26 protein-coding genes are annotated in these 25858 nt (G+C 68.3%); 14 read left to right on the forward strand and 12 right to left on the reverse strand.

The window, feature by feature from the left end; translation table 11 throughout:
- Positions 1–24: 24 nt before the first annotated feature.
- From ALI144C_RS58440 to ALI144C_RS20755, 5 genes are all read left to right on the forward strand, one after another.
- Positions 25–2988, forward strand: a complete 2964-nt coding sequence (locus ALI144C_RS58440; protein ID WP_076988791.1) for a sensor histidine kinase — start codon at positions 25–27, stop codon at positions 2986–2988.
- Positions 2985–3416, forward strand: a complete 432-nt coding sequence (locus ALI144C_RS20740; RefSeq protein ID WP_033389312.1) for a roadblock/LC7 domain-containing protein — start codon at positions 2985–2987, stop codon at positions 3414–3416. Before ALI144C_RS58440 ends, ALI144C_RS20740 begins: the two co-directional genes overlap by 4 nt.
- Positions 3417–3426: 10 nt before the next feature.
- Positions 3427–3789 (forward strand): DUF742 domain-containing protein, encoded by a 363-nt coding sequence (locus ALI144C_RS20745; RefSeq protein WP_054289230.1) that lies wholly within the window; start codon positions 3427–3429, stop codon positions 3787–3789.
- Positions 3767–4372, forward strand: coding sequence for a GTP-binding protein (locus tag ALI144C_RS20750; protein WP_076988792.1), 606 nt, complete (start codon positions 3767–3769; stop codon positions 4370–4372). Before ALI144C_RS20745 ends, ALI144C_RS20750 begins: the two co-directional genes overlap by 23 nt.
- A gap of 73 nt (positions 4373–4445) precedes the next feature.
- Positions 4446–7283, forward strand: a complete 2838-nt coding sequence (locus tag ALI144C_RS20755; RefSeq protein ID WP_076988793.1) for an AfsR/SARP family transcriptional regulator — start codon at positions 4446–4448, stop codon at positions 7281–7283.
- On the opposite strand, the gene ALI144C_RS20760 is transcribed toward ALI144C_RS20755, so the two are convergent.
- On the reverse strand, positions 7265–7999 hold the full coding sequence (locus ALI144C_RS20760) for an AfsR/SARP family transcriptional regulator (RefSeq protein WP_083753237.1): 735 nt from the start codon (positions 7997–7999) through the stop codon (positions 7265–7267). The genes ALI144C_RS20755 and ALI144C_RS20760 overlap by 19 nt on opposite strands.
- A 226-nt stretch (positions 8000–8225) precedes the next feature.
- Between ALI144C_RS20760 and ALI144C_RS20765 the strand changes: the two genes are divergently transcribed.
- Positions 8226–9410 carry a cytochrome P450 gene (locus ALI144C_RS20765; protein ID WP_076988795.1) on the forward strand — a complete coding sequence of 395 codons (1185 nt, stop codon included), beginning with the start codon at positions 8226–8228 and terminating at the stop codon, positions 9408–9410.
- A gap of 45 nt (positions 9411–9455) precedes the next feature.
- Here ALI144C_RS20765 and ALI144C_RS20770 read toward each other — a convergent pair whose 3' ends face one another.
- A complete protein-coding gene (locus tag ALI144C_RS20770; RefSeq protein WP_076988796.1) occupies positions 9456–9890 on the reverse strand; it encodes a YybH family protein in 435 nt (144 codons plus the stop codon).
- 105 nt (positions 9891–9995) lie between these two features.
- On the opposite strand from ALI144C_RS20770, the gene ALI144C_RS20775 reads away from it, so the two are divergent.
- Genes ALI144C_RS20775 through ALI144C_RS20785 form a run of 3 tightly spaced genes read left to right on the forward strand, consistent with a single transcriptional unit; the run spans position 9996 to position 11977 of the window.
- Positions 9996–10355, forward strand: coding sequence for a YciI family protein (locus ALI144C_RS20775; protein ID WP_076988797.1), 360 nt, complete (start codon positions 9996–9998; stop codon positions 10353–10355).
- A complete protein-coding gene (locus ALI144C_RS20780) occupies positions 10352–11548 on the forward strand; it encodes an RNA polymerase sigma factor (RefSeq protein ID WP_076988798.1) in 1197 nt (398 codons plus the stop codon). The genes ALI144C_RS20775 and ALI144C_RS20780 overlap by 4 nt, the downstream gene beginning before the upstream one ends.
- Positions 11549–11557: 9 nt before the next feature.
- Entirely contained in the window at positions 11558–11977 is a 420-nt protein-coding gene (locus ALI144C_RS20785; RefSeq protein WP_076988799.1) for a CoA-binding protein, read from the forward strand.
- Here the strand turns inward: ALI144C_RS20785 and ALI144C_RS20790 are convergent.
- The 3 genes from ALI144C_RS20790 to ALI144C_RS20800 all read right to left on the reverse strand — a co-directional run bounded on the left by ALI144C_RS20790 (position 11974) and on the right by ALI144C_RS20800 (position 15122).
- Positions 11974–14235, reverse strand: a complete 2262-nt coding sequence (locus ALI144C_RS20790) for an ATP-binding cassette domain-containing protein (protein WP_076988800.1) — start codon at positions 14233–14235, stop codon at positions 11974–11976. The genes ALI144C_RS20785 and ALI144C_RS20790 overlap by 4 nt on opposite strands.
- Before the next feature lie 102 nt (positions 14236–14337).
- Positions 14338–14931 (reverse strand): GNAT family N-acetyltransferase, encoded by a 594-nt coding sequence (locus ALI144C_RS20795; protein WP_083753238.1) that lies wholly within the window; start codon positions 14929–14931, stop codon positions 14338–14340.
- Entirely contained in the window at positions 14922–15122 is a 201-nt protein-coding gene (locus ALI144C_RS20800) for a hypothetical protein (RefSeq protein WP_143230762.1), read from the reverse strand. The genes ALI144C_RS20795 and ALI144C_RS20800 overlap by 10 nt, the downstream gene beginning before the upstream one ends.
- Positions 15123–15898: 776 nt before the next feature.
- On the opposite strand from ALI144C_RS20800, the gene ALI144C_RS54495 reads away from it, so the two are divergent.
- Positions 15899–17209 (forward strand): transcriptional regulator, encoded by a 1311-nt coding sequence (locus ALI144C_RS54495; RefSeq protein WP_143230763.1) that lies wholly within the window; start codon positions 15899–15901, stop codon positions 17207–17209.
- Between the two features lie 37 nt (positions 17210–17246).
- On the forward strand, positions 17247–17777 hold the full coding sequence (locus tag ALI144C_RS20810) for an NUDIX hydrolase (RefSeq protein WP_076988803.1): 531 nt from the start codon (positions 17247–17249) through the stop codon (positions 17775–17777).
- Between the two features lie 104 nt (positions 17778–17881).
- Here the strand turns inward: ALI144C_RS20810 and ALI144C_RS20815 are convergent, their stop codons facing one another.
- Both ALI144C_RS20815 and ALI144C_RS20820 read right to left on the reverse strand, forming a co-directional pair.
- Positions 17882–18910: an NlpC/P60 family protein gene (locus ALI144C_RS20815; protein WP_143230764.1), complete on the reverse strand. Its 1029-nt coding sequence runs from the start codon at positions 18908–18910 to the stop codon at positions 17882–17884.
- Between the two features lie 187 nt (positions 18911–19097).
- Positions 19098–19991: a shikimate dehydrogenase family protein gene (locus ALI144C_RS20820; protein WP_076988804.1), complete on the reverse strand. Its 894-nt coding sequence runs from the start codon at positions 19989–19991 to the stop codon at positions 19098–19100.
- 283 nt (positions 19992–20274) lie between these two features.
- Here ALI144C_RS20820 and ALI144C_RS20825 point away from each other — a divergent pair, with 283 nt between their 5' ends.
- Together ALI144C_RS20825 and ALI144C_RS20830 are read left to right on the forward strand one after the other, a co-directional pair.
- Positions 20275–20637 carry a hypothetical protein gene (locus tag ALI144C_RS20825; protein WP_076988805.1) on the forward strand — a complete coding sequence of 121 codons (363 nt, stop codon included), beginning with the start codon at positions 20275–20277 and terminating at the stop codon, positions 20635–20637.
- A gap of 9 nt (positions 20638–20646) precedes the next feature.
- Positions 20647–20991: a hypothetical protein gene (locus ALI144C_RS20830; protein WP_076988806.1), complete on the forward strand. Its 345-nt coding sequence runs from the start codon at positions 20647–20649 to the stop codon at positions 20989–20991.
- 31 nt (positions 20992–21022) lie between these two features.
- Here ALI144C_RS20830 and ALI144C_RS20835 read toward each other — a convergent pair whose 3' ends face one another.
- The 5 genes from ALI144C_RS20835 to ALI144C_RS20855 all read right to left on the reverse strand — a co-directional run bounded on the left by ALI144C_RS20835 (position 21023) and on the right by ALI144C_RS20855 (position 24906).
- Entirely contained in the window at positions 21023–21829 is an 807-nt protein-coding gene (locus ALI144C_RS20835) for a thioesterase family protein (RefSeq protein ID WP_076988807.1), read from the reverse strand.
- Between the two features lie 162 nt (positions 21830–21991).
- Positions 21992–22381 (reverse strand): VOC family protein, encoded by a 390-nt coding sequence (locus ALI144C_RS20840; protein WP_076989124.1) that lies wholly within the window; start codon positions 22379–22381, stop codon positions 21992–21994.
- 49 nt (positions 22382–22430) lie between these two features.
- Positions 22431–23657, reverse strand: coding sequence for a sensor histidine kinase (locus ALI144C_RS20845; protein ID WP_076988808.1), 1227 nt, complete (start codon positions 23655–23657; stop codon positions 22431–22433).
- The gene (cseB, locus tag ALI144C_RS20850) at positions 23654–24325 is read right to left on the reverse strand and encodes a two-component system response regulator CseB (protein ID WP_076989125.1); all 672 of its coding nucleotides are present in this window, start codon (positions 24323–24325) and stop codon (positions 23654–23656) included. Before cseB ends, ALI144C_RS20845 begins: the two co-directional genes overlap by 4 nt.
- Before the next feature lie 5 nt (positions 24326–24330).
- Entirely contained in the window at positions 24331–24906 is a 576-nt protein-coding gene (locus ALI144C_RS20855; protein WP_076988809.1) for a hypothetical protein, read from the reverse strand.
- A 175-nt stretch (positions 24907–25081) separates the two neighbouring features.
- Here ALI144C_RS20855 and ALI144C_RS20860 point away from each other — a divergent pair, with 175 nt between their 5' ends.
- Positions 25082–25858: a polysaccharide deacetylase family protein gene (locus ALI144C_RS20860; RefSeq protein WP_143230765.1), complete on the forward strand. Its 777-nt coding sequence runs from the start codon at positions 25082–25084 to the stop codon at positions 25856–25858.

The raw sequence follows: 25858 nt of genomic DNA on the forward strand, positions 1-25858 counted from the left end.
ACAGCAGCAGCAGGAGGAGGTGGCATGAAGCACTTGAAACGGCCGTCGAGGCAGGACAAGGACACGAAACTGCTCGGCAAACTCGGTATCCGGGGCAAGCTGAACCTGCTCCTCCTGTTGCCGCTGGCAGCGGTGCTGATGGTGGCGACACCGTTCGTCATCGTGCAGGCCAACAGCGCCGCGTCGGCGGGTCAGACCGCGGACGCCGCGCGGTACACCCGTGAGGTCGGCGGACTGGTCTGGGAGCTGCAGCGGGAGCGGCTGCTCACCGCGACCTACCTGGCCGTGCCGAGTGCCGACAGCGCGGCGCTGGAGAAGCAGCAGGGCAAGGTCAACGACACCATCGGGCAGGTCCGGTCCACGCTCGGCGACGAGGTGAGCGAGGAGCTCGCGACCGCGCTGACCCGCCTCGGCTCGCTCAACGAGTTGCGCCAAAGCGCCTTACGCCGCGGTACCTCGGCGGACAGTGTCGCCCGTACGTACCACGCCAACATCGACGCGATCATCAACTCGCTGCGCCTGGTCCCGCAGGTGACCAGTGACGCCGAAGGCACCCGGCAGCTGACCGCGTTGGAGGCGCTGCTGCGCGCCAACGAATACGGTGAGCTGCGCGGAATGGCGCTGATCGCGGCCGCGCTCAACCGCGCGACCGGCCAGGTTCTGCTGGACGACGCGACCCAGCAGGCCAAGATGTTCACCGAACGCTTCGTCCAACAGGCGGACGTCGAACACGCCAGTCTCGTCGTGCAGGTCGCCGAAGGCCCGCCGGCGATCGCCGTGGACAACCTCGCCACCCGGATGCCCCCGGAAGCCCCGCGCAACACCGGTGCCATCGCGACGTTCGCCAACGACGCGCTCAACACCGTCGGCGCCCAGTCGGCGCTGCGCCGCACCGTCCAGGACCGCGTCACCAGCCAGTTGACCGATGCCGCGACCTCGCGTGCCGACACCGCACAGGCCATCGCGTGGCTCGTCGGTGGCGGTGCCGCCGCCCTGTTCGCGCTGGTCGCGTTCCTCACCGTGTTCGTCAGCCGGTCGATCGCCTCGCCGCTCAAGCAGCTGACCGACGCCGCCGCGAACGTCGCCGAGCTCGCCGAGTCCGAACTGGTCCGAGTCAGCGACACCGAGACCGCCGAGGCGCAGACGCCGAGGCTGACCGAGATCAAGGTGTCGTCCAGCGACGAGATCGGGCAGCTGGCGGTCGCGTTCAACCGGGTCCAGTCGACCGCGGCCCGGCTGGTCGAGCGGCAGGCCGTGTCCCGGCACAACGTCAGTCTGATGTTCGCCAACGTCGCGCAGCGCACCCAGAACCTGGTGGGCCGCCAGCTGGCGCTGGTGGACGAGCTGGAGCGCAACGAGCAGGATTCCCGTCTGCTGGAACGGCTCTACCAGCTCGACCACCTCTCCACCCGGCTGCGCCGAAGCGCCGACAACCTGCTGGTGGTCGCGGGGACCCGGGTCGACACCGGGCTCGGCGGCCCGATGCTGATGGCCAACGCGATGCGCTCGGCGCTGGCCGAGATCGAGGACTACCAGCGCGTCCGGCTCGGCGACATGAACGACGTCACCCTGGCGTCGCCGATCGGCGCCGACGTGGTGCTGGTGTTCGCCGAGCTGCTCGAGAACGCGACGTCGTTCTCCCCGCCGGACACGTTCGTCGAGGTCAACAGCACGTTCACGACCGAGGGCGCGTGCGTGATCAGCATCGTCGACCACGGCATCGGGATGAAGCCGATGCAGTTGGCCGAGGAGAACCGCCGCCTGGTCGACCGTGAACGCCTCGACGTCGCGCCGACGAGCGTGCTCGGCCTGTTCGTGGTCGGCCGCCTGGCCCGGCGGCACTCGCTGGCCGTCGACCTGATCCCGACCCACGGCGGCGGGATCACCGCGCGGGTGGCCATCCCACCGTCGCTGTACTCCCGTCCGGCCCCGGCCGCGCCGCCGCCCGAGGCTTCGGCCCGCGCTCCCCAGCAGGCCCTCAACGCCGCGCCCCACCAAGCTCACCAGCAGAGTCCCAACGGTGGTGTCACCCCGGCTCAGCAGGCCGCGGCCCAGCAGAGCGCCGCCCAGTTGGGTTCCGCCCAGCAGAGCGCCGCGCAGCAGATGGGGGCCGCCCAGCAGAGCGCCGCGCAGCAGATGGGGGCCGCGCAGCAGGGCATGGAGCAGGCCAGGCTCGAGATGCCGGACGTGCCGGAGATGCGGATCCCGCCTGCCGAGAACCTCGCGGGTTTCTCGTGGTTCCCCGACGAGTCGCCGTCCGGAGCCGGGTTCATGCCGCCGGTGCAGCAGCCGTCGCAACCGGCCACGGCGACCCCGCCGCCCGCACGGCTGCAGTCGTCGCCGGAACCACAGGTGCAGCAACAGCCTGAGGCCCCGGCGCGGCAGCAGACACCCGCGCCGGTCGCCTCCGCCCAGCCGCAGGAGTCCCGGGGCGGCTTGAAGCGGCGGGTGGCCGGGGCGCAGATGCCCGGTGGCGCGTCGATCCCGTCGGCGGGGATCGCGGGTCCGACACTGACCACGACGCCGGTCGCCAGGCCGGAGCCGGTCGCGGCGCCGCGGCACGCCCAGCAGGACCCGGCGGCTGTCCGCGCGGATCTGGACGGTTTCCAGCAGGCGTTCGCCAAGGCGGCGGCCGTCCCGGCAGGCGCACCGGCGAAGCCGCTGGCGCCACCGCCCGCGCCCGCCGCGGCACGGACGCCCGCTCCCGTGTCGGCGCCCGCCGCACGGCATGCGGAACCGCCGCAACCAGCGCAGACGGCGGAGGCACGCGCTGGGCTGACCCGACGGGTGCCGGGAGCCAACCTCGCCCCCGGCCTGCGCACGATGAAGACGACGAGCGCACCGCCCTTACGGGTGCCCCAGAAGTTCAGGGCACGCGACCCCGAGGCCGAGAGGGCGTCGCTCGACGCGTTCTCCAGCGGTGTCGCCCGTGCCGTGGTTCGGGAGGAAGTCGTTGACACAGATCCGATGAAAGAGAGCACCACATGATCACGCCCCCCGGAGTCAGCACCGAGGCCCAGAACTTCAACTGGCTCGTGAGCCGCTTCGCACAGGGCACCGCCGGAGCGATCGCCGCGATCGCTGTTTCCGCCGACGGCCTACTGATCGCGATGTCCTCGGATCTGGCCAGGCAGAACGCGGACCGGCTCGCCGCGATCGCCTCCGCCATGCTCGGCCTCGCCAACGGTGTGTCCGACACGCACCCGCTCGGCCAGCCGGACAAGATCATCATCGAGCTGGAGCGCGGCTACCTGCTCGTCTGCACGATCAGCATCGGATGTTCGCTCGGCGTGCTCGCCACCAAGCAGGCAAGCCTTGGCACGATCGCCTACGAGATGGCAATGTTCGCCAATCGGGCCAGCGCTGTCCTGACGCCGCAGTTGATCGAGGAACTCAAGAACTCCGTCGGACAGTAGGAGTTACAGCATGAGTGGCAGAGCAGACGATCCAGATGTGTCGTTGTTGCGTCCCTACCTGATGACGTCGGGGCGCACCAAGCCCGTCGACCACACCATCGAGATCGAAGCACAGGTGATGACGAGCAACCTGGGCGCGACCTCGGTGCAGAACCTGACGTTCGAGCGGCGCGACATCATCTCGCTGTGCCGCCGGACGATGTCGGTCGCCGAAGTCGCCGCCATGCTCAAGCTGCACATCGGAGTGGCCCGCGTGCTCGTCGCCGACCTGGCCGCGCTGGGCTACGTCGTCATCCGCAGACCCGAAGCTGAAACCCCGCAAGACCTCCGCATGATCGAAAGGGTCATCCGTGGACTCGAATCGCTCCGCTGACCCGGTGCTGGCGCCGAAGAAGCCACCGGCACCGGTCAAGATCGTCATCGCAGGCGGGTTCGGCGTTGGCAAGACCACAGCGGTTGCGTCCATCTCCGAGATCCCGCCGCTGCGCACCGAGGCGGTGATGACGTCGGCGGCTGCCGAGATCGACCGCACCGGGCACGTGCCGTCCAAGACCACGACCACGGTGGCGATGGACTTCGGCTGCATCACCATCGACGACGACGTGAAGCTGTACCTGTTCGGCACACCCGGCCAGGACAGGTTCGGCTTCATGTGGCACGACCTGGTGGTCGGCGCGCTCGGCGCGTTGGTCATCGTCGACACCCGCAGGCTCGACGACTGCTATCCGGCAGTGGACTACTTCGAGAAGGCCGGCGTGCCGTTCGTCGTCGCGGTGAACAAGTTCGACGGGATGCTCAACCACGACCTCAACGACGTCCGGTGGGCGCTGGCGGTGTCCGACGAGGTCCCGCTGGTGACCTTCGACGCCCGCGAGAAGCTCTCGGTCCGCGACGCGCTGCTGGCCGTGCTGCGCAAGGCGTTCTCCAGGGCGCAGACCCGCACCGCCGCTCCTTGATCCACACCGGCGGGTTTGTTTGATGGCATGATTGCGCCGGGAACAGACCTCTGGGGAGCAGGGAGAGGCGCTGGTGAGCCCAGGCGTCAGGTTCGCACTGCTGGGGCCGTTGCGGGCATGGCGTGACGGGGCCGAGATCGAACTGGGTCCGCCCCAGCAACGCCTGGTGCTGTCGCTGCTGCTCGTGCACGCGGGCAAACCGGTCGGCCTGGACACCCTCGTCGACCTGCTCTGGGCGCACGACCCGCCGTCCAGCGCGGTCAACGTGGTGCACCGGTACGTCGGCACGCTGCGCAGGCTGTTCGAACCGGACCTGCCGACCCGGGCGACCGGGTCCTGGCTGATCAGGGACGCGGGCGCGTACCGCCTCGCGGTCACCGCCGAATCGTGCGACCTGGTTGAGTACCGCGACCACACCGCGCGGGCACGGCAGCTGGCCGATTCGGGCGACTCCGACAGCGCGGTGGACGCGTACATCGCGGCGATGCGCCTGTGGCAGGGCCGGGTGGCGCACGGCATCGTGGCGCCCAGCCGTGCGCAGTCGATCTTCCTCGACGTGGACCACGACGGCTGCCGCACGGTCTGCGAGGCCGCCGACCTGGCGTTGCGCACCGGGCGGGGTGGCGAGATCGTGCCGTTCCTGCGCCAGGCCGTCTCGCTGGACGAGTACAACGAGGCGATGCAGGCCCGGCTGATGCGGGCGCTGACCGCGACCGGCAACCAGGCCGCCGCGCTCAAGACGTTCGAGACCGTGCGGGCCAAGCTGGCCGACGAGCTCGGCGTCACGCCCGGCCCCGAGCTGAGCGAGGCGTTCCACGATGTGCTGACGCCGCAAGTATCTTCGCCTTCTCCGCAACCATCCGCGCGGCCCGCCGACGAGACACCGTCGATCGCGCCGATCGTCCAACCGGCACAGCTGCCGCCGGACCTGCCGTCGTTCGCGGGCCGGGCCGGTGAGCTCAAGCAGCTGGACTCGTTGCTGCCGGACCTGCCGCGCAACCTCGTCACCGTGGCGATCGACGGGATGCCGGGCGCGGGGAAGACGACACTGGCGGTGCACTGGGCGCACTCGGTGGCGAGCCGGTTCCCGGACGGCCAGCTGTACGTCAACATGCGCGGTTTCCACCCCGATCACGTGCAGCTGACCGCGACCGAGGCGCTGCGCGGGTTCCTCGAGGCGCTGGGGATCAGCGCGAACCGGATCCCAGCCGGTGTGGACGCCCAGTCGGCGCTGTACCGCAGTGTGCTGTCGACCCGGCGGGTGCTCGTGCTGATCGACAACGCCCGTGAAGCCGCCGACATCCGGCCGTTGCTGCCCGGCGCGGCGGGGTGCCTGGTGATCGTGACCAGCCGCAACCGGTTGACCGGCCTGGTGGCCGGTGCGGGCGCCCAGGCGATGACGCTGAGCGCGTTGCCCGCCGAGGAGGCCAGGGAGACGCTGGTCCGCAGGCTCGGCCGGGAGAAGGTGGAAACCGAGGCCGGCGCGGTCGAGGAGATCATCGCACTGTGCGGCGGGCTTCCGCTGGCGCTGGCGATCGTGGCGGCGCGGGCCGCGGCGTACCCGAACTTCCCGTTGAGCGCCGTCATCGCCAAGCTCAAGCAGACGAAGGGGACACTGCGGGGGTTCCGGGACGACGAGCTGGACGTGCACACGGTTTTCTCGTGGTCCTACCGGATCCTCAGCCCGGCGGCGGCCCGGCTGTTCCGGCTGGTGTCGTTGCACATCGGCGCGGAAACGTCGCTGGAGGCAGCCGCCAGCCTCGCCGGGCTGCCGCCTGCGCGGACCCAGGCGCTGCTGGACGACCTGGCCAGGATCCGGTTGCTCACCGAGTCCGAGCCGGGCCGGTTCGTCGCGCACGACCTGATCCGCGCGTACGCCACCGAGCAGCGCCACGAGCTCGATCCGCCGCAGCAGCAACACGAAGCACTCGGCCGGTTGCTTGACTTCTACCTGCACACGTCCTACCAGGCCTACCTGAGGATGCCGCCGCACCAGGTCTTCCCGGCGCCGCCACCGCCGCGCGCCGGGGTGGCGGCGGTGGACATCCCGGACCTCGGTGCGGCACTGCGCTGGTTCGACACCGAGCGGCACGCGATCGAACTGCTGGTGAAAACCGCCGCGGAGCACGGTTTCCTGTCGTACACCTGGTATCTGGCGATCACGATCCAGCAGTACTACCAGCGCCGCGGACTGGCGCACGAATGGGAAAGCACGACAGAAGTCGCTCTCGAGGCGGCGGTCGAGGCCGGAGACAAACCGGCCCAGGCCCGGATGCACCGCAGCCTCGCGGGCGCCTACTTCGTGTTGAAGAAGTCGGCGCAGTCCCTGGCACATCTCGCGCGCACCGAGGCCTTGCTCCACGAACTGAACAGGACAACCGACTTCGCCTACGTGTACAGCAACTACGCCACCGTGCTGTCGGATCTCGGCCGGACCGAGGAAGCCCTTGCGTACCACCGAAGGGCGCTGGTGCTGTACGAGGAAGCCGGTGACCGCAAAGGACAAGCGATCTCGCTGCACGCGATGGCCACCGACGCGGCCGCGATCGACGCGACCGTGGACGCGATCGGGCTGGTCGACCGGGCGATGGACATCTACCGGGAGCTCGGCGACCGGCACGGCGAGGCCAACGGCTGGGAGGCGACCGGCCGGATCCACATCGGACGCGGCGACCACCGCACGGCCGTGACCTGCCTGCGGCGCGCGGTGGAGATCTACCGCGAGGTGCACGCGCTCGCCGAGGCGGCCAACGTGCTGATCCTGTTGGGCGACACCGTGAACGCGACGAGCGAGGCGACCGAGGACGCGCTGTCGGCGTGGCGGACCGCGCTGGCGATCCTCGAGGACCTCAGGCTGCCCGACCGCGATCGGGTGCGGGCCAGGCTGACCACCTACGCGGACTCGACGTAGACGTCCTCCCCGGCGAGCACCTGTGCCTGGATGCGCCGCACCGCCGGGCCGGGCTGCTTGATCTCCCGGAACAGCGCGAGCGCCTCCGCCCTGCGGCCGTCGAGGGCGAGCGCCGTCATCAGCAGTTCGCGGAACGCCTCAACGCCAGGGTACGAGCCGGCGAGGTGTTCCAGCTCCGCGATGAGCTCCCAGCCGGTGCCGATCCGCAGCTTCACGCGGTACAGCTCCTCGATGACCCGCAGGCGCCGCTGGGCCAACTGCCGTCGCTCGGCGTCCGCCAGCGGACCGGGGGCCTTCTGCAGCGCGTCGCCACGCCACAGCGCGAGGGCCGCGGTGAGCGCCTGCTCGGCTTCCCGGGGATCCCTGGCCGCCTTGCCGCGCCAGTAGAGCCGTTCGAACCGGGCGACGTCGACCTGGTCCTCGCCGACCCGCAGCAGGTAGCCGCTGCCCCGGGTCTCCGGCACGGTCTCCAGCGCGATGTCCGGCTCCGTCCTGAGCACCCGCCGCAGCCCGGAGATGTAGCTGTGCAGGTTGCTCGCCGCGCTGGCGGGCCCGGGCTCGCCCCACACCGCGCGGATGATCGCGTCCCGTGACACCACCTGCCCGGCGTTCAGCGCCAGCACGGCGAGCACGGCACGCTGCCGTGCCGGGCCAAGCGGCAGCTCCTTGCCGTCCCGCAGCACCCTGACCGGCCCGAGAAGCTCGATAGCTGTCATGGCGGGAGACTGTATGCACTCGCAGTGGACAAAGAGTGCACGCTTACTTACTACCTAAAACTAAGATAAAGACGAAGACCAGTCCCGGAAGAAGACGCTTGACGGGACCGCTGGGTTCACCCGTCCGGGTAAGCCATGCGGCCATTGGTTCATGAATTTCGTTCACCTGTGACGCCACGCCGTCCGGCGCTGATGTACTCGCAGAACCGGACACCGGGAGTGTGCGATGCGCGAGACTGCCGTGATCAAGGCCGAGGACAGCAGGTTCCGGGCGTGCTCGGCCGATCCGTCGTCGTTCGGGCGCGACCTGGCCGCGCTCGGCCGCGACCACCGAACGGTCTTCGACGAACACATGGGCGCGCTGCTTGTGTTGCGGCACAGGGACGTTTCCGCGGCCTTACGTGACCACAGCACCTTCAGCACGAGTTTCTACGGTGTCGGGCCGATGGCGCAGATGATGATCGCCCACGGCGGCGAGGAGCACACGCGGCAACGACGCATCCACAACCGCTTCTTCAGCCCTGCGGCCAGTGCCCGGTACGCCGCGAGAGTCGTGCCGGTCGCCGAGCGGGTGTTCGGGAAGCTCGATGGGCGCGACCGCGCCGAACTCGTCGACGACGTGTTCGCCCGCTACCCGATGGAGGTGTTCCTCGAACTGCTCGGGATTCCCGGCAGCCTGAACGACCAGGGGCTCGACTGGGTCCGCGCGATCGTCAAGTGGGCGGGCTCCCCGATGAACGAGGAGCTGGTCGCGCCGGGGCACCGGGCGTTCGACGAACTGCGCGCCTACGCCGCCGAACTGGTCGCCGCCGAACGCCGCGACCCCGGGCACAGCCTGCTCGGTGAGATCGTCCGCGCGCACCTGGAGGAAGGCGGGTTCTCGGTCGAAGCCTGCACGGTCGCCGTGGTCAGCCTGCTGCTCGGCGGTCTGGAGACCACCATCCAGATGCTGTCCGCGACGATCAGCTCGCTGCTGCTCAACCCGGACGCGCTGCGCGAGGCCATGGCCAACCCGGCGTCCCGCGACGCCGCCGTCGACGAGGCGTTCCGCTGGGCCAACCCGTCCGCAGGCCTGTACCGGCTCGTGATGTCGGACGCGGAGGTCGGCGGAACGCCAGTCGCCGCCGGGCAGATGGTGTACGTCGCGATCGCCGCCGCGCACTTCGACGAGGACGCCTACCCGCGTCCCGAGGTGTTCGACCTCGGCAGGCGGGGCGGGCACCTCGGCTTCGGGCTGGGCCCGCACTACTGCGTCGGCGCACCGCTCGCGCGCATCGAGGTCCGTGCCGCGCTGGACGCGCTGCTCGACCGGTTCCCGCGGATCCGGCTCGCCGGCCCGCTGGAGTTCCGTTACGGCGCACGCGGATTCGTCCAGCACGGCACGGAGGAAGTGCCCGTCCTGCTCAGCTGACCGTCTGCGGCTCGCGCAGTTCGTCCACCGCGGACACTCTCTTCCTCACGGCCGCAGGTCGATCGCGGCCTGGAACGACCCGTCCATGTGGAACGGCGTCGAGCTGTGCTCGTGCGTGACCCGCCAGTCGCCGTCGACCTTCCGCAGGCACGTCGTCACGCGGAACCACAGGTCGAATCGCTGCGGGCTGCCCACCGGCGTCGCCGACAGCCGGTGCAGGCTGTGCGTGTAGGCCACGTCCGCGCCCGCGACCACGTCGAGGTCCTTGATCTCGTAGTCGACCGCGCCGTCGAACCCGGCGAACCAGGTCTTCAGCGCGCCCGCGTCGAGCGGGGCGACGTTGCGCAACGGCGGCGCGAGGTCGTACTTGACCATCTCCGGCGCGTACTGGCCGACCACGGCGTCCGCGTCGCCCGCCACCATCGCCTCCCGCAGTCGCGCCGAGAGCTGCCGGATGCGGGTCTCGTCCTGGCTGGTCATGGTGTCCTCCTGGGTGGTTGTGAGTACCTTGCATCCGGGACGTAGAGGCAGCTCGCCTGTTCTCGACATGCCCCGCGAAAAAACTTTCCCGGGAGGGCTGAGGGCGTGAAGTACCTGATCATGATCCAGATGAACCCGTCGGTGCGGGCGATGTGGGAGGGCCTGACCGACGAGCAGCGCGCGGGCGGCTACCAGATCCACAAGGACATGGTGTCCCGCCTGGAGGCCTCGGGTGAGCTGGTGGCCTCCGAGTCCCTGTCGGACGTCTCGCTCGGCAAGCGGCTGGCGGTCAAGGACGGCGTGGTCACCACGACCGACGGTCCGTTCGCGGAGGTCAAGGAGTACCTGGCGGGTTTCTACCTGGTCGACTGCGAGAACATCGACCGGGCGATCGAGCACGCGGCGCGGCTGCCGGAGGCGGAACTGGGCCTGGTGGAGGTGCGGCCCGTCGTGGAGCTGCCGTGAACGACCTCGGCCTGCGCGAGCTCGCCCCTCAGGTGCTCGGCGCGCTGGTGCGCAAGTTCGGCGACTTCGACTCCTGTGAGGACGCGGTCCAGGAGGCGCTGCTCGCCGCCTCGACGCAATGGCCGGAGCAGGGCGAGCCGGACAACCCGAAGAGCTGGCTGATCACGGTGGCCTCCCGCCGCCGGATCGAGCTGCTGCGCAGCGACACCGCTCGACAGCGCCGTGAGGAGACGGTCGCGGCGATGGCCCCGGCCGAGCCGTCCGCCGAGTCATCCACGGTGGCGGACGTGGACGACACGCTGACCTTGTTCCAGCTGTGCTGCCACCCGGCGTTGACCGAGTCCTCCCAGGTCGCGCTGACGCTCCGGGCGGTCGGCGGGCTGACCACGGCGGAGATCGCGCGTGCGTATCTCGTCCCGGAGGCGACGGTGGCCCAGCGGATCAGCCGCGCCAAGCAGAAGATCAAGGCGGCCGGTTCGTCGTTCCGCACCCCCGGCGACCTTGAAACCGTGCTGAAGGTTCTCTACCTGATCTTCAACGAGGGCTACACAGCGAGTTCCGGCGAGTCGTTGCACCGGATCGAACTGAGCACCGAGGCCATCCGGCTGGCCAGGCAGGTGCGCGACCGGGTGCCCGACGACGGCGAAGTCACCGGCCTGCTGGCGTTGATGCTGCTCACCGACGCCCGACGACCGGCGCGAACGCTGCCGGACCAGACACTGGTCCCCCTGGCGGACCAGGACCGGACGCTGTGGGACACGGCGGCCATCGCCGAAGGCGTCGCGTTGATCAGCTCGACCCTGTCGACCGCGCCGCTCGGTCCGTACCAGGTGCAGGCCGCGATCGCCGCGGTGCACTCGGAGGCGAAGACGGCCGCGGACACCGACTGGCCGCAGGTCCTGGCCCTCTACGACGTGCTGGACCGGATCGCGCCAGGTCCGATGGTCACCCTCAACCGGGTCGTGGCGCTCGCGATGGTGCAGGGACCGGCGCACGCGTTGGACCACCTGACCGCGGTGCGATCCGACCCGGCGCTCACCGACCACCACCGGGTGCACGCCGTCCGGGCGCACCTGCTCGACCTCGCCGGGGACCAGGCGGCCGCACGCGCGGAGTACGAACTGGCCGCCCGCCGCACGCTGAGCCTGCCCGAGCAGCGTTACCTGCGATCACGGGCCGCGCGACTGGGTTAGATTCGAATCATGCGTTCCTGGGCAGAGCCGGACGACATCAGGTGGATCCTGGACACCTGCCAGACGTGGGCGATCGTCGGCCTGGCCGACAACCCGCGCCGGGCCGCGCACGGTGTGGCGCGGTTCCTACAGCAGCACGGCAAACGGATCGTGCCCGTGCACCCGGCCGCGGAGACGGTGTGGGGTGAGCCCGGGTACGCGACGCTCGCGGACATCCCGTTCGCCGTGGACTGCGTCGACGTGTTCCGCCGGGCCGGCGAGGCGGGCCAGTTCGCCGACCAGGCCGTGGACATCGGCGCGAAAGCGGTGTGGTTCCAGCTCGACGTGGTGGACGCCGCCGCGTTCGAGCGCACGACGAAAGCCGGGCTGCGGATGGTGATGGACCGCTGCCCGGCGATCGAACTGCCGCGTCACGCGAAGGGGACCTAGCTCACGTACTCGAGCAGATGACGAGCGGTGAGGGAATCGCTTCCGGAAATCAGCTCGCCGGGCGTGCCGGTGAACACGACCCGGCCGCCGTCGTGGCCCGCTCCCGGCCCGAGGTCGATGATCCAGTCGGCGTGCGCCATGACCGCCTGGTGGTGTTCGATGACGATCACCGTGTTGCCGTCGTCGACCAGGCGGTCGAGCAGGCCGAGCAGCTGGTCGACGTCCGCGAGGTGCAACCCGGTGGTCGGCTCGTCGAGGACGTACGTACTCGCCTTCTCCCCCATGTAGATCGCCAGCTTGAGCCGCTGCCGCTCGCCACCGGACAGCGTGGTCAGCGGCTGGCCGAGGCCGAGGTAGCCGAGCCCGACGTCCACCAGGCGGTCGAGGATCGCCCGAGCCTGGCCGGTGGTGAAGAACTGCTGGGCCTCGGCGACCGACATGCCGAGGACCTCGCTGATGTCCTTGCCGCGCAGCTTGTACTCGAGGACCTGCGATGTGAACCGCTTGCCCTGGCACTCCTCGCACACCGACGCGACCCCGGCCATCATCGCCAGGTCGGTGTACACCAGCCCGATGCCCTTGCACTGGGGGCACGCACCGTCGGAGTTGGCGCTGAACAGCCCCGGTTTGACCCCGTTGGCCTTGGCGAAGGCGCTCCGGATCGGGTCGAGCAGGCCGGTGTAGGTCGCCGGGTTGCTGCGGCGCGACCCGCGGATCGGCGACTGGTCGGCGACGCTGACGTCGTCACGAACGGACACCGAGCCGTGGATCAACGAGCTCTTGCCCGATCCGGCGACACCTGTCACGACGGTCAGCACACCGAGCGGGATGTCGACGCTGACGTCCTTGAGGTTGTGCAACGTGGCGCCCTGGATGGACAACTGCCCCTTCGGCACCCGGACGTTGTCGCGCAGCTTGATCTTGTGGTCGAGGTAGCGCCCGGTCAACGTCTCGGAGGCGCGCAGCCCGGCCAGGTCACCGGCGTACTGGATCCGCCCGCCCTGGGATCCCGCGCCGGGCCCGAGGTCGATGACGTGGTCGGCGACCGCGATCACCTCGGGCTTGTGCTCGACGACCAGGACGGTGTTCCCCTTGTCCCGTAACTGGAGCAGCAGCCCGTTCATCCGCTGGATGTCGTGCGGGTGCAGACCGACCGTCGGCTCGTCGAAGACGTAGGTGACGTCGGTGATGCTCGACCCGAGGTGCCGCACCATCTTGACGCGCTGCGCCTCGCCACCGGACAACGTCCCGGACTCCCGGTCGAGGCTGAGGTACCCGAGCCCGATCTCGACGAGCGAGTCCAGCGTCTCCCGGAGGGTGCCCAGCAGGGGCGCCACCGACTCGTCGGTGATGCCCCGGATGAACTCGGCCAGCTCGTTGATCTGCATCGAGGAACAGTCCGCGATGGTGCGTCCGTCGATCTTCGACGACAGCGCCGCCTGGTTGAGCCGCGTCCCGCCACACAGGTCACACGTGGCGAACGTGACCGCGCGGTCGACGAACGCGCGGACAGGCGCCTGCATCGACTCCCGGTCCTTGTTGAGGTACAACCGCTGCACCTTGACCACGAGGCCCTCGTAGGTGGTGTTCGTGGTGCCGACCTTGACCTTGGTGGACGGCTTGTACAGGAAGTCCTGCCATTCCTGCTCGGTGTAGTCCGACAGCCGGACGTCCGGGTTGACGAACCCGGAGTACGCGAACGTCTGCCAGTACCAGCCGTCGACGTTGAAGCCGGGGACGGTGATCGCGCCCTCCCGCAACGACAACGACTTGTCGACAAGGCCGTCGACGTCGACAGCGGACACCCGCCCGAGGCCCTCGCACTCCGGGCACATGCCCTCGGGGAGGTTGAAGCTGAACGCACCGGACGTCCCGACGTACGGATCGCCCAGGCGGGAGAACACGATGCGCAGCATCGTGTACGCGTCGGTCGCGGTGCCGACGGTGGAGCGGGAGTTGGCACCCATCCGCTCCTGGTCGACCACGATCGCCGCGCTGAGGTTGTGCAGCGCGTCCACGTCCGGCCGCCCGAGGTTGGGCATGAACGACTGGATGAACGCGGTGTAGGTCTCGTTGATCAGCCGCTGCGACTCGGCCGCGATGGTGCCGAAGACCAGCGAGGACTTGCCGGAGCCGGACACACCGGTGAAGACGGTGAGCCTGCGCTTGGGGATGTCGACGGAGACGTTCCGCAGGTTGTTCTCCCTGGCGCCGCGAACCTGGATGACGCCGTGGCTGTCCGCAATGTGGTCCCCCATGCCAACCCTTCTGATAGCTTACGCCGTAAAGAGAAAGCTTACCAGGTGTTTGTCAAGCCTCCAGCCGCGTAAAACCACAGGGCACGGCGGCGGGTGCCCGAGTTACCGGGCCACCTGGTGGACCATCTCCCGAGCCGGTTGTGCAGATACCACGTCGGCGAGGTCGAGTTGTTCTTGTGCCGGTCGAGCCAGCGACCACACCGTGATCCCCGGCTTGTGCGAGTGCGGGACCGCACGCACTACTCGCCAGCCTTGGCGCCGGTAGTAGCGAACCAGGCCAAGGTTCGCGCCCTCACTGTCACTGAGAACACCGCGGCGCACCCACTTGTCGCCCAGCCGGGCAGCGTGGTCGAGCGCCCAAAACGCGATGACCATGCCGAGCCCGCTCCCGGCGTGCGCATGGTGAGTGAGGGTGGATTGCAGGAACGTCGCAGGCTCGACGCGTTCCTGTTCGGTCCACCCCAGATCCGGCGTGATACTCAAGGTCGTCATGCCGAGCACTTGGTCATCAGGACTGGTCAGAAGCCACACGACCGGCCGATCCGGATCGCCGACCATGGAGGGCAGGACATCGGCGTTCCTGGCCCATCCACGCCAACGCAGATACCCGTTGTCCCGCAACCAGTGCGCCCGGCCCGTGATCATCGCGGCCACGGCTGGCCGGTCGTCGGGAGTTCCTGGCCTGATCAGGAACACGTCACGTCCTCTCTGCCTGCGTTGTCATTCACCGCCAGGGCGCGCAACGCCAGTTCCAGCGAGATCACGGCGAACAACATCGTCTGAATGGGGCCGCCGTCGCTGACCGTGCGGTGTGTTCGGCGCAAGGCGTCGCCGTCGACGAACCCGAGATCGACGGTGATCGCGTCCGGCAACAGCTTGTCCAGCAACGGCATACCGTATCGACGTAGGCCATGCTCCATTGTCCGGCTCCGCGAGGAAGAACTGAGTGCGCCCATCGACGGAGACCATGTAGGCACCGTCGTCGAACGCCATACCCCACCCGACGATCTGCGCATCGATCTGATCGCCGAACTCCCGCACAACAGCGAACACCCGAGGCGCCAGGTCAGCGACCATAGCCGCCACCGCCGCGAGGCGCCCAGACGCATTGGCCGGAGACTGAAACACTCGGGCCGCCCAGCGGCGCACGACACCACGCCGCCGATGCCGCCTGGGCCTACGCGACACCCTCGGCGGGTAAGCGGTGCACAACGCTCGACGTACACCGAGACACTCCCGACACGTCGAACGCGGCGGCTCGACCATCGCCGCCACCAACACCAGCGACCCGCACAGCACGAAGAAATGCCCGGTACCCCTGGTCACACCCGAACTGTGCTCGTTGTCGGACACCAAATGCTCCCGGCCGTCCACACCGGTCAACCGCAACACCCGAATCCGAACCACCGATGCACGCGCTTGTTCGTTTCCCGCCACGTCGAAGCCTTCCCAAGTGCATTACGCGGACCACGTGAACATCGCCAGCGAGAAGTGACCATCCGTAGTCCACGCAGGGGTCACTCCGGCTCCTTTGGGGGTCACTTGCAGTGCGGAACACCGTGGACGCACTGTGTGTCGGTCGCAAGGCTGAACACGGTCCGGCCTGGCCAAGGGCTACGCTGGGTATCCACCTCGTAACCCCCGACCCCACGGACGGACCGAGATGCCACCGAGCGATGAGACAGCGCCGGGCGGTTCGCCAGCGCCTCAGACCACACTGAAAGCGCTGCTGAAAGAGAAGCATCTCCATAGTTATCGGCGGTTCACGAAGTTCTACCGAGAGGCTGCCCGCAAGCTGGACAAAGGCCTGGTCGACGCACCTCCGAGCGAGGCCACGTACAAGCGATGGTTGACCGGCCGAGTGAAGAACCTTCCTCGCGAGGAACACTGCGCAATTTTGGAAGCAATGTTTCCTGGCTGGAAAACCGCAGACTTGCTGTCGCCGTTCACCGCCCCTAATCACCCTCCCCTTGACGGACATCAGACGACGACCAGCGCCGAAGATCCACGGATACCACCCGACAACATCAGCCGTCCACTCATCAAACTGGACCCGACCGATCAAGCTTCACCCGCAGCGGGCTACTCGGACGTACACATACTCGTAGACGCACACCGCCACTACGAAATTATGTATCGAAACTCTGGCGGGCTGCCAGCCAAAATACTACTTGAACGGTTCTTGCGCGAGCACGCAAACCCCATACTCGCGAGTAGCTATCGCGAGCACACCGGCCGCCAACTGTTGCGCGCGATGGGCTCACTGGTCGCACTGACTGGCATCTGCTGCTACGATTGTGAGCACTATGGGGCAGCTCAACGTCACTTCGAACACGCTCAAAGACTCGCAGACGCAGCGGGCGACTTGCGATTCGGCAGCTACGTTTACGCGCTCATGGTGAACCAGGCGCTTGCGCTACGGGATTTCCGTCAAGCGATCGATTTCACCGAAGCAGCCGTTCACTACGCTTCGAACCACATGTCACCCGCGCTGACCGCCGATCTGCGGGCCATGCAGGCCAAAGCTTACGCCCAGATTGACGAGCCGAAGTCAACTTACCTGGCCATCACACAAGCAGAATCATCAGCGACACGGATTCACCTCGAGGAAGAACCTCCCGAAACCGGCTACGTTCAACCTGGTCTCATCGAAGCGAAACTCGGCGAAGCCCTGAGCGGCGTTGGCGACCTCAACCCCGCCTACGAGTACGCACAGAAGTCTTTGACGATCGCCGACCACCCACGTGGACGCGTCAACCGACTGGCTTCGATGGTCGATCTCGAACTGCAGGGCGGCGATGTCGAGCACGCCTCATCCCTTACCGTTGAAATGGTGGAACTCGCTACAGGAATGGAGTCGCGGCGACTAAATTCTCGGTTCAGAGAATTGCGAACCAAGCTCAACAGCAGACGCACCAGTCTGACACACGAAGCAGTCGAACGACTTGATCGAACTCTCCGAATCTTCCCATGACAGCCACAGGATTAGTTGCGCGAAACGAAGGTGCTCAATGGAATGGAAGAACCTCGGTGAGCAGACTGTCTACGAGAACCGTTGGTTTCGAGTAAACCTCGCCGACGTCGAACTGCCCAACGGGCGCCACCTCGACCATTTCCTCATCCGCCAGCGGCCGGTCGCACTGACCGCAGCCGTCAACGAGCGCAACGAGGTACTGCTTCTGTGGCGTCACAGGTTTATCACAGAGACGTGGGGCTGGGAACTTCCAGCCGGAGTCGTGGATGACGGCGAAACTGTCGAAGATGCCGCCGCGCGCGAAATGCTGGAAGAAACCGGGTGGCGCGCCGGGACCTTACACCACCTGATAACGGTCGAACCAGCCAATGGACTGTCCAACGCGTTACATCACGTATACTGGGCCGACGGGGCAGAATATGTGAGTTATCCCGAGGACGATTTCGAATCTGGGCGCCGCGAATGGGTTCCACTCAAGCTCGTTCCCGATCTCGTCCGCAAAGGTGAGATCAGATCGGCCAATACAGTGGCCGCGCTGCTACTACTTCACCACATGCGTTCAAGCTAACCCTCACTGTTCCAACAGGCCGTCACCGTCCATGAACTTTGAGGCATAATTACTAGAACGCCCCGCAGCAGCAGCCGCGGGGCGTTCGAGTACAGCGGGAAGGCTCAGCCGACAGGGCGCTTGGCTCCGAAGAAGTCCTTGCCGCCCTTGGCCAGCGGTGCGGACAACACGGGAATGCCGTAGTCCGACGCGTGCACGATCATGCCGTTGCCGATGTACATCACGACGTGGTGGATCGATGCCGCGCTGGAGCCGTAGAACAGCAGGTCGCCGGGCTGCAACTGGTCCTTGCTCACCGGGCGGCCGACCTTGTACTGCTCGCGGCTGGTGCGGGGCAGTTTGTAACCGTGCTGCGCGTAGGCCCACATCATCAGGCCCGAGCAGTCGAAGACCGGGGGCTTGGTGCCGCCGAGGGCGTAGCGGTCGCCGCGGCGGCTCAACGCCGACGTCACGGCCTTGCCCGCGATGCCGTTGCCGGGGAAGTAGACACCCTTGTCCATCTCGCCCTGCAGCGCGGCGCGGTCCGCGGGCGACAGCTTGTCCAGCGAGGTGGTGATCTCGTTGATCTGCTTGTCCAGCTCGACGCGCTTGGCCTTGATGTCCTCGGCCAGCTTCGCCGCCGCGTCACGGGCCTCGGTCGCGCGTTTCTGGGCGTCGGCGCCCTTCTTCTCCGCGTCGTCGGCGGTCTTGACCGCGCCGACCAGGGCCTGAAGCGCCTTGTTGTTGTCCGTCGCCAGGACGCTCAACGCCGAGGACCGGGCGAGGAAGTCCTTCGGGGAGACGCCGGTCAGCAAGGCCGACAGTTTGTCGAACCGGGCGCCGCGCAACGAGGCCTCCGAGAGCGCGTCGACCTGACCGCGGAACTCGTCCTCCTTGAGCTTGGCCTCGCCCTTCGCCTTGGTGGCCGCGGCGATGTCCTCGCCCGCCTTGGTGATCTCGGCCTGGCGCGCGTCGCGGTCCTCGACGGCCTGCAGGTAGTCCTCGTTGAGTTCCTTGGCCTGCGTGTTCAGTTCGCGGTAGCGCTGCAGGGTCGGGGATTCCTGCTGTGCGTACACCGGCACAGGCAGCAGCGCACCGACAAGTGTCATCACGGCGGAGGCCATCAGCGCTCCGCGCTTGAGTCTGCTGGACACGCGCGCGTGTCTCCTTCTCAGTCGATCGAGCACCTGGCCGGACACGGCGGCCAAAAGATCTCGGCAAGGTTACGGAATCACCCAGCGTAAGTCCACAGTGGGGGCACACAGCGCATTTCCGCAGTTGCTCGACAAGCGCACGTGACCTGGTCCGAAGCGATTTCCGTCGACTCCATTCGCGGGCGTGCTAACGCACCGCGACCGCGGCGTCGGACAACTGCCGTATCTGCTCGCCGGTCAACCCCACGTCGAAAACGTCGGCGATCACCTTGGCCCACCCGTGCACGAAGTAGCGCCAGCCGTCGACCACCGTCAGGTCGTCGGCGGCCTGGCGGGCGCGTGCGGTGGCCAGGAAATCCAGCGTCCCCTGGTAGTTGATCTCCCAGACCAGGCAGCCCGACGGGAACTCGCAGGTTTCGGAGATCGGCGACCCGGGCGTGTCCTTGCCCATCCCGGTCGCGTTGACCACCATGCTGCCCGGCGGCAGCAGTTCGATCAGCCCGTCGACAGGCCCGGTGACCGGGACGGTGTCGACGTGCACGCGTACGCGCTCCCGCCGGAGCATCGCGCGCAACGCCGTGAGTCTGCTGGTCGACCTGTCGGTGCAGAAGATCCGCCGCGGCATGTCGGCGCGGTGCGCGAGGTACCAGATGATCGCCGTGCCCGCGCTGCCCGCGCCGAGGCAGAGCAGTTCGCCGCCGGTGCCGCGGAAGTGGTCCGGCGGGATGAACTCCTCCATCGCCAGGCCCGCCGTGATCGGGTCGAACGCCCGCCCGGTCAGCTTGCCGTCCTTCTTGGACAGCGAGGAGATCTCGCCGAACCGCTCGGCGTCCGGGTCGATCTCGTCGAAGAGGTCGGCCGCGGACCGGTACACCCCCGTTTTGTGCGATGTGATCAGGGCACCGGGGATCTGCGGGTCGTGTGCGATCCGCGTGATCACATCCCGGTAGTCGTCGCGCGCGGCGTCGATCGGTAAGTCGAATCCCGTCAGCTCACGGGTCGGCAATCGGAGGATCTCCGCCCATACGGGAAAGATCCGCCTGATCGACGACTCGCCGGTGCGGACCCCGACGAACCCCATGCTCACCGGTCGCTCCTCCTCGAACCGCGTGGATGCGTCTGCCGAATGACCGTAGCAGTGCGCGCCGACAGTTCTGAGGCCCCGCGAATCACCGACGAAATGCGCACGCTCCACCCCCAGCCCGTCAAGAATCTGGGTCACGCACCTGGCGCACTCGGCGGACGTGAACGCGCCCAGGATCCGCTGGCCGCAGATTTCGTTGTGTGACCCGCGTCACGACAGGTCAGCTCGGGCGTCACCCCGGTACTCACCACAGCGACACCTGGGACACCTGGAGCCAACAGTGAAGATCCGTGACCGCGTCATCCCCGTCGGGCAGACTCTGCGGGTTCACGTCCTTCCCAGCGCGATCAAGAACGCCGGCAAACCCCGCGTGTACGGCTACGTGTGGGGCGCGGCCCGAGACGAGAACCAGGACCTGCTCACCTGCTGGACCCATCACCACGGCTGGTTGCTGAGCAAGGTCTTCCACGACGAACACCCCGGGTTCGGGCCGGGGATGACGGCACTGCTCGAAGCGTTGCGGACCACCGACGCGCACGCCGTCGTCGTGCCCATCCGTGACAAGTACGCGCAGGCGATCGCCCGCCAGATCGAGCGTTCGGGCACGTCCTGCCTCGTGGTCCCGAACGGGCCGCGGGCCTAGAATGGGGCCATGCCGGAACCGATCCTGGTCGCGATCTCCGCAGCACTGGCCGGCAAGGCCATCACCTCTCTCTACGACTTCGTGCGCACGAAGTTCGCCACGCGAAAGGAAGCCGCCGCGGCGCTCGAGGCGGCACAGGGCGCCGCGCCCGACTCGCCCGAAGTCCAGCGGCTGGCCACGGAGCTGGCGAGGACCGAAGCCGCCGACCCGGAGTTCGGCGCGCAGCTGCGCACGCAGTGGCAGGCAGCTCAGCAGACAGGCGCCCGCACGGGGAACATGTCGATCTCCGGGACCATGGACAACACCAAGTTCGTGCAGGCGCAGAACATCCACGGCGACATCAACTTCGGGTGACACCCGCGGCTTCGGCGGGGGCGTGTTCCGGCTACCGGGCGGGCAGGCGAACCCCGGCGAACTGGTTCGCCTGGCCGACCACGCGGCCGCTGCTGTCCCACGCCACGGCGGTCTCGTCCATCCGGTTGTGGGTGAGGTCGCCTGCCTCCAGCCGGACCCGGACCGATCCCGGCGCGGGCAGCCGCCGGATGTAGGCGGACAACTGCAAGGTCGGCGCCCAGCCGAACACCCCGAGCTCGAGTGACACCGGCGGCACCGGGTCCAGTGCGACGAGCAGGCTCAGCGGATCCCAGTCGGAGCCGTCGGCCAGCCGCTGCCACGTCGAGATCGAGCCGGTGGCCTGGGGCTTGCCGCTGGCGAAGGCGCCGAGGACCGCGGGGTCGATGCGCGTCTCGACGACGTCGAGGATGGGCACTTCGAAGGTGTTGCCCGGCGCTGAGCTGGGGAACCGCGCGCTGTCCTGCTCGGCGGCCATCTCCGGCTCGGTCACGCTGGTCCACCACGGGTCGCTGTCGACCAGGGTGCCCTGCGTGACCAGGGCCTCCACGCACGGCTGCCCGTTCTGCACGAGCCTGGCCCGCAGCTGGGTCAGGCTGCGAGCGGTCTGCAGGAGCTCGACCTGGACCGTGGCCGGTCCCGGCTCCGGCGCCTTCGGGAACGACGCGCTGACGGCCGTCAGGTGCGGGTGCTCGGCCAGTTCGGCCGCGGCGCGGGCGACGACGGCGAGCAGGTAGCCGCCGTGCAGCTTGTCGCCGACGGCCCACTGCGCGTCCAGGTCGGCCGTGTACTCGCCGGGACCGGCGGCCTCGATCGCCGTCGCCTCTTTGAAGGACCCCATGATTCTCACCCTGACACCCCAACTAGACAGTGTCAAGATATCGCGGCGAGGCTCATACACCGGACGGGCGATCCGGCGTGACGCTGCCCGTCTCCGCAACGACCGCACCGGCTTTGAGATTCGGGGTGCCGGAACGAGGGACCACGCGAGTCGGTCGAGTGGTCAGGTGGAAGACGCGACCTTCCACAGGTAACCGTCCACATCGCTGAAGTACCCGACATACCCGCCCCACTCGGCGGCCTCCGCCTCCTTGACCACCGAGGCGCCCGCGGCAACGGCCGCCTGCATGACCGCGTCCACTTCCGCCCGCGAATCGGTCAGGTGGTGGAACGACACGCCCCGGAACCCCGACCCGTCGGCGGAAACGCCCGCGTCCGCCGCGGCCTCCGCCCACGAGTACAGCGCCAGGGTCGAGCCCTCGCCGAGCTTGCACGTCACGAAACCGGGGTAGTCCTGCTCGATCTCGGCGCCCATGCCCTCGGTGTAGAACTTCTTGGCACGGTCCACGTCCTGGACGCCGAGCATGATGGTGCTTGCCTTCAATGTGCTCATGCCGGTCACCCTAAGTACCGCGTGCCCGGCAGCGCTTCTTGAATCCTGATCAGGTGTGGTCGGGCAGCACCAGGGTCGCCGTGGCGCCGCCGTCCGGCGAGTTGGCGAACGTGAGCGTGCCGCCGAGGACCTTCACCTGCGCCACCGCGATGGTCAGGCCGAGGCCGTGCCCGCTGCCGCGGTCGCTGCTGCCGGTCCGGAACCGGCTGGGTCCTTCTTTAAGCAGTTCTTCAGAGAAGCCCGGGCCGTGGTCGCGCACGGTCACCGTCAGGCCGTCCACTGTGACCTCGATCGGCGGCTTCCCGTGTTTCGCGGCGTTCACCAGGAGGTTGACCAGCACGCGCTCCAGTCGTCTCGGGTCAGTCCGCGCCGACTGCTCCGCGAGCACCGCCACCACGGCTTCCGGTGCGATTCCCGCGACCCGTCGGCGCACGAACTCGCCCAGTTCCAGTTCGGAGAGCTCGGCGCGTTCGGTCGCCGTGTCGAGCCTGGCGACTTCGAGGACGTCCTCCACCAGGACACGCAGCACACGCACCCGGTCGCGGACCAGTTCGGCCGGACGCGACGGTGGCAGCAGTTCCGCGGCCGTCACCAGGCCGGTCACCGGGGTGCGCAGTTCGTGCGCGATGTCCGCCGTCACCCGTTGTTCGGCTATCAAGCGTTCCTGCAAAGCGTCGGCCATGGAGTCCATGGCCTGCGCCAGTTCCGCCGCCTCGTCCTTGGGCCGGTCCTTGATCACGTCACGCACACGCGCCGTCATGTCCCCGTCGGCCACGCGGCGTGCCGCTCCCGCGGCCAGGCGCAACCGGCGGGACAGGCGGCTGACCAGCAGAACCCCCAGCACCGAGCTGAGGACGACCACACCGAGCGAGCTGATCAGCAGGACCTGGTCGAGGCGGGTCAGCGCCTCGTCCCTGTCGGAGTACGGACTGCGCAGCGACAGCACCTTCCCGTCCGTTTCCGCCGCCGCCCAGATCCACGACCCCTCGGGAGTCCTTTGGAGATATGTCGCCCGCTGGCCGCCTTTCACCGCGCCCACGAGTTCCACCGGCAGGGTCGGCGAGTCCAGTTCGCTGCCGAGGGCAGCCTGGCCGGACAGCGCGTACTCGCGGATCACCAGCTGCAGCCGCTGATCCTGCAACTGCCGCGCGTCCGACAGCTGGGTCCGTGCGAACTCGGTGCGGACCAGCAGGCTCAACGCCGTCGCCACCAGCGCGCTGACCACGGCGATCGCCGCGCTCAGCCGCCACCGCATGGATGTCGGCAGGAGCTTCATGGCGCGGTCTTCAGCTTGTAGCCGAAGCCCCGCACCGTCTCGATCCTGTCCTGACCGACCTTGGCCCGCAGGCGCTGGACGTGTACGTCGACCACGCGCGAGTCGCCGCCCCACTGGTAGTCCCACACCTGCTCGAGCAGGACGTCACGGGTCAGCACGCTGCCCGGCGAGTCCACGAAGCACAGCAGCAGCCGCAGCTCGGTCGGGGTCAGCTCGACGGGCCTGCCCGCCACGCTGACCTCGAGGCCGTCGCGTTGCACCTCCAGGTCGCCGAATCTCAGCGGCTGTTCGCCGTTGACCTCCTCGGCACGGCCAAACCGGCGCACCACCGCCCTGATCCTGGCCACCAGCACGGTGCTGTCGAACGGCTTGGTCACGTAGTCGTCCGCTCCGGCCTCCAGGCCGAGCACGACGTCGATCGGGTCGGCCCGCGCCGACATCATGATCACCGGGGTCGGGCTCTCCTCCCTGATCTGCCTGCACAGGCTGACGCCGTTCATCCCCGGCAGCATCAGGTCGAGCAGTGCCACGTCCGGCGCCAGCGACCGGAACCTCTCCAGCCCGGTGATCCCGTCCTCGGCGACCGTGACCGTGAACCCGTCGCGCTCCAGCGCGAGCTGGGTCGCCTCCCTGATCACCGCGTCGTCCTCGACCAGCAGGATGTGCATCGGGTTCACCGTTTCACCAGTTCGAACGCGGTCCCTGTCCACCGGTAGAACTTCGAGACCTGCTGCGACGGCCACGTCTTGTCGCTCGCCCGGTACTCCCAGTGGATCATCTGCAGGCCGCCTTTCCTGCCCACGTCGAGCAGCATCGCGGGCTCCTCGAGGGCGAACACGTCGACCGGCGGTTTGGCCACGACGTCGTACACGTAGTTCGCGATCACGCCGTTGCCGCGCACGTAGTCCGGGTTCACCGCCGGGGTTTCCGCCGTCTTCTCGTCGCAGCTCATCACCGCGACGAGCAACTCCGGGACGCCGTCGGCGGTCACGTCCGCGTAGCGCGCGTCCACCGGGAAGCGCCCCTGGTTGCACGGCGTCAGGTAGTTCTTGATCTTGTCACTGACTTTCGGGTCGGCCCTGAGCAGGGCGACCGGGTCGAACGACGGGGTCACGCCGCTGGGCGGGGGCGGGGTGGACGGCGGCGGGGTGACCTGGCTCGCGGCGCCCTCGACCCGCACCTCTCCCGCCGTCGCGCAGCCGGACAGCACCAGGAGCAGGGCGCACAGGCCCAGTTCCAGTCGCCGCATTCGGCCCTCCTTCGTCACTCCATTCTGCCGACGCGGGCGCGGCGTGCCATTCGGCTGTTACACAGCCGCCGGACACCTGCGTGCCGGCTGTTACACGACCGTCGGCCGACCGCCGAAAAGCGTGCATAGCTTCGAAGGAGATCACGTTTGTAACACGTCAGAGAGCCGGGTGACCATGCTGGAGCGTCTCAAGCCGTTCAGGTACGTGGCACTGGCGGTGTTCGCACTGCTGGTGGCCGCGCTCTTCCTGGCCACGGAGGAGACACAGGGGCGGCCGGAACCGAAGGCCGCGCTGGAGCCGCAGCAGGCAGCGAGCCAGCCGACAACACCGCCGACAACCCCGGCGACGGGCAACTTCCGGCCGGAGCCGAAGATCGGACCGGCGCGGTTGCTCTACAAGGTCGAGACGCCCGATCCGGTGGTGTTCCTCACCATCGACGACGGCGCGCACCGCGACCCGGCGATGGCCGACATCCTCAAGCGCAACGGGATCAAGGCCACGTTCTTCCTGACCGACCGCTACACCCGCCAGGACCCGGAGTTCTTCCGCAAGCTGCGGGACGACACCGGCTCGGCGATCGAGAACCACACCGCGACGCACCCGAACCTCAAGGGCAAGTCGCTCGAGCAGCAGACCGCGGAGATCGTGCCGGTCTCGGACACCTACGAGAAGCAGTTCGGCAAGCGGCCCACATTGTTCCGCGCGCCGTACGGCAACAGTGACGACGCGACGTTGCAGGCGGCCGGTGAGGCGGGCGCCAAGTACGTCGTGAACTGGGGTTCGGAGGTGCGCGACGGGCAGATCAAGTTCAGCGGCCCGCGCGAGTTCCGGCCCGGCTCGATCGTGCTCATGCACTTCACCGCCAACTTCGAGGCCGACGTGAACGCCTTCGTCACCCAGGCCCGCGCCAACGGACTGACGCCCGCACTACTGACGGACTACTTGCGATGA

It is taken from the genome of Actinosynnema sp. ALI-1.44 (assembly GCF_001984155.1).
Taxonomy (GTDB): domain Bacteria; phylum Actinomycetota; class Actinomycetes; order Mycobacteriales; family Pseudonocardiaceae; genus Kibdelosporangium.